Here is a 3,753-nt window from a genome sequence, read left to right as displayed (position 1 = left end):
GCCCTCGTCGACCGCGGCTACCGCACCTCGCGCGCCCTGGCCCGGTGGGCGGTCCTGCGGGTGCTCGCCCTGGGCATCGGCGGCCAACTGCCGCTGCTGCTGCTCCTGGTGACCGCGCCGTGGACCCTCGACCACGGAGTGACACCCGGGGCGCTGGTGGGGGCCCTCGCCTACGTCACCCAGGCCCTGCTGCCCGCCCTCGCCAACCTCGTGCACGGCCTCGGCGTCGGCGGCTCCCGCCTCGCGGTCGTGGTACGCCGCCTGCTGTACGAGGTGCCAGGACAGCCCGCCGAACCCGAGCGGCCGGCGCCCGAGGCGCCCGGCGCCCCGGCCCTCACCGTCTCCGCGCTGACCTTCGCCTACGGTCCCGGCGCCGACCCGGTGCTGGACGGCCTCGACCTGACCGTGCCCCGGGGCGGCCATCTCGCCGTCGTAGGGCCCAGCGGCATCGGCAAGTCGACCCTGGCGGGCCTCGTCGCCGGCGTCCTCGTGCCCCAGGGCGGCGACATCCGGGTGCACGGGATGCCCGCCCGCTCCCCGGGCGCCGTGGCACAGCGCGTGCTGATCCCGCAGGAGGCGTACGTCTTCAGCGACTCGCTGCGGGCCAACCTCTGCTACCTGCGCACCGACGCCGTGCCCGACGACGAACTGCGCGCGGCCGCCGACGCCGTCGGGCTGAGCGCGCTCAGCGACCGGCTCGGCGGCCCGGACGCCCCCGTCGACCCGACCGTGCTCTCGGCGGGGGAGCGGCAGCTGATCGCGCTGACCCGCGCCTACCTCTCGCCCGCGCCGCTCGCCGTGCTCGACGAGGCGACCTGCCACCTCGACCCGGCGGCGGAGGGCCGCGCGGAGCGGGCCTTCGCCGCCCGGCCCGGTGGGACGCTGATCGTGGTCGCCCACCGGATCAGCTCGGCGCACCGGGCCGCGCGGACCCTCGTCATGGACGGCCCGCGCACCGTCTGCGGCAGCCACGAGGAGCTGCTCGCACGCTCTCCGCTCTACCGCGACCTGGCGGGGGCGTGGGAGGTGCCCGCGGTGGCCGAGGAGGTCTCATAACCAGCCCTCGCCCCGGGAGATGCGGATCGCGTCGACCCGGTTGCGGGCCCCGACCTTGCGGGTGATGGCCGCCATGTAGTTGCGCACCGTCCCGTTCGACAGGTGCAGACTGCCGGCTATCTCGGCGACCGACGCCCCTTCGGCAGCGAGCGTCAGCACACTCAACTCCCGCCGTGTCAAAGGATTCTGGGCCGCTTTGAGGAACCCGAATCCCAGCGAGTCGTCGACGAAGCGCTTACCGTGGGCCGCCTGTCTGATGCCCGTCAGGAGCCGTTCCACCGGGCTCGCCTTGTCGACGTAGCCGAGCGCGTGCGCCTCCATGGCCCGGCGCAGCAGTCCGGGCCGGGCCGGGGTGGCCAGCACCACCAGCCCGCACCGCAGCTCGCCGAGCGGCGGTATCCCGTAGGTACCGTCGCATTCCAGATCCGCGACGCATATCTGCGGACTCAGCGCGTCCGCCCTCCCCGGTGCGCTGCGCCACGGCGTGTGATGCACCTCCAAATCCGTTTCCTTCGCGAGGCGTTCGGCCAATGCCGAACGCATCAGGCAGGAATCGTGCACGAGAAGTACCCGGATCACGTCTGCCCCCTCCGTGAGTTCCGCCCCCGCCGCCCCGTTCATTGCCTGAACAATTGAAGCGACGGGTTCCCCGTTGCGAACTGGCAGAACTGGCCAAGAGAAGAATGGCCAAGACGACGAGAAGAATGGCCAGGACAGGAATGCCCCGGCCGCTCCCGCGGCGCGGGCGGGCCGGTCAGCTCTTCGGCGCCGTCAGGTCGATCAGTTTGCAGACCGTCTCGATGTCGATCTTGACCTGCGCGATCGAGGCCCGGCCCGACAGCCAGGTGATGAGCGCCGAGTGCCAGGTGTGCTCGATGACCCGGACCGCCGACAGCTGCGCGGGGGTGGGGTCGTCGAGCTCCATCGCGTCCAGGATGATCGCCGTCGTCTGCCGCGACACCTGGTCGACCTCGGGGCTCACGCTGCGGTCCGCGAAGGTCAGCGCGCGCACCATCGCGTCCGCCAGGTGCGGCTCGCGCTGCAGCGCGCGAAAGGCCCGCATCAGCGTCTCGGCGACCCGCTCGGCGGGTGCGTCCGAGGACGGCGGGCGCTTGCGGACCGTGGTGTGCATGTGCTGCAGCTGGTCCTGCATGGTGGCGACCAGCAGGTGCACCTTGCTCGGGAAGTAGCGGTACAGCGTGCCGAGAGCGACCTGCGAGGACTCGGCGACCTCCCGCATCTGCACCGCGTCGAAGCCGCCGCGGGCCGCCAGCTGGGCGCTCGCGTGCAGGATGCGGCGCCGCCGCGCCTCCTGCCGCTCGGTGAGCGCGGGGCCGCCCTGGGTGGTGCTGCTTCTGGCGTCCGGAGCTGTCATCAGTTCGCTTCCGTGTCCCGTCGTCCCGGCCGTGGCGTGAATCACCCGATCCACCGGTGGCAGCCTGCCTACCTGCCGGTAGATTCGATGCTCATTGAACGATCAAGTCTGAAACTTGTTCTAGATTAGCGTCCCCGCGTAGTGTCCACGGGCAGGCAGGGATGTCCACGGGCAAGCAGGGAGAAGGGTGGCCTGGAGTGACCGCGGAGTCGTTGCGCATCGCTCTCCTCACGTACAAGGGCAACCCGTTCTGCGGTGGCCAAGGCGTGTACGTCCGTCACCTCTCCCGCGAGCTGGCCCGGCTGGGGCACCGCGTCGAGGTCATCGGCTCCCAGCCGTACCCGGTCCTGGACGAGGGCCTCGACGGCCTGTCGCTGACCGAGCTGCCCAGCCTCGACCTGTACCGCAGCCCCGACCCTTTCCGTACCCCGAAGCGCGACGAGTACCGCGACTGGATCGACGCCCTCGAAGTCGGGGCGATGTGGACCGGCGGTTTTCCGGAGCCGCTGACGTTCTCCCTGCGGGCCGGCCGTCATCTGCGGGCGCGGCGCGGCGAGTTCGACGTGGTGCACGACAACCAGACGCTCGGCTACGGCCTGTTGGGCGGCCCCTCCTCGCTGGGCGCCCCCCTCGTCACCACCATCCACCACCCCATCACCGTCGACCGGCAGCTGGAGCTGGACGCCGCCGAGAACTGGCGGCAGCGGATGTCCAAGCGCCGCTGGTACGCGTTCACGCGCATGCAGAAGCGCGTCGCGCGCCGCCTGCCGTCCGTGCTCACCGTCTCCGGCACCTCCCGCGACGAGATCGTCGAGCACCTCGGGGTGCGCCCGGAGCGGATCGGCGTCGTCCACATCGGCGCCGACACCGACCTCTTCTCGCCGAATCCCGCCGTGGCGGAAGTGCCGGGACGGATCGTGACGACCTCCAGCGCCGACGTGCCGCTCAAGGGGCTCGTGTACCTCGTCGAGGCGCTCGCCAAGGTGCGGGCCGAGCAGCCCGAGGCGCATCTCGTCGTCGTCGGCAAGCGCGCCGAGGACGGCCCCGTCGCCCAGGCCATCGAGCGGTACGGACTCGAAGACGCCGTCGAATTCGTCAAGGGCATCACCGACCAGGAACTCGTCGACCTGGTGCGCTCGGCGCAGGTCGCCTGCGTGCCCTCCCTCTACGAAGGCTTCTCGCTGCCCGCCGCCGAGGCCATGGCCACCGGCACCCCGCTGGTCGCGACCACCGGCGGCGCGATCCCCGAGGTCGCCGGGCCCGACGGGGAGACCTGCCTGTCGGTGCCGACCGCCGACCCCGGCGCGCTCGCCGCCGCCCTG

Annotated in this window: 4 protein-coding genes; 2 read left to right on the top strand and 2 right to left on the bottom strand. The window is 72.0% G+C overall.

The genetic code is table 11. The features are described 5' to 3' along the window. A partial coding sequence (locus tag G3I40_RS15110) for an ABC transporter ATP-binding protein (RefSeq protein WP_164302689.1) occupies positions 1-1,056 on the top strand: 1,056 nt, incomplete at its 5' end. On the opposite strand, the gene G3I40_RS15105 is transcribed toward G3I40_RS15110, so the two are convergent. Continuing rightward, complete coding sequence (locus G3I40_RS15105; RefSeq protein ID WP_343244935.1) at positions 1,051-1,635, bottom strand: response regulator transcription factor; 585 nt, start codon at positions 1,633-1,635, stop codon at positions 1,051-1,053. The genes G3I40_RS15110 and G3I40_RS15105 overlap by 6 nt on opposite strands. 175 nt (positions 1,636-1,810) lie before the next feature. Next, positions 1,811-2,431 (bottom strand): TetR family transcriptional regulator, encoded by a 621-nt coding sequence (locus tag G3I40_RS15100; protein WP_164302687.1) that lies wholly within the window; start codon positions 2,429-2,431, stop codon positions 1,811-1,813. A 161-nt stretch (positions 2,432-2,592) separates the two neighbouring features. On the opposite strand from G3I40_RS15100, the gene G3I40_RS15095 reads away from it, so the two are divergent. After that, positions 2,593-3,753 (top strand): glycosyltransferase family 4 protein (locus G3I40_RS15095; protein WP_203644097.1); only part of this gene is annotated, 1,161 nt, incomplete at its 3' end.

The organism is Streptomyces sp. SID14478 (assembly GCF_010548525.1).
Classification (GTDB): domain Bacteria; phylum Actinomycetota; class Actinomycetes; order Streptomycetales; family Streptomycetaceae; genus Streptomyces.
Note: the sequence above shows the minus strand (reverse complement) of the source record. Positions and strands in the feature narration are given on the sequence as shown.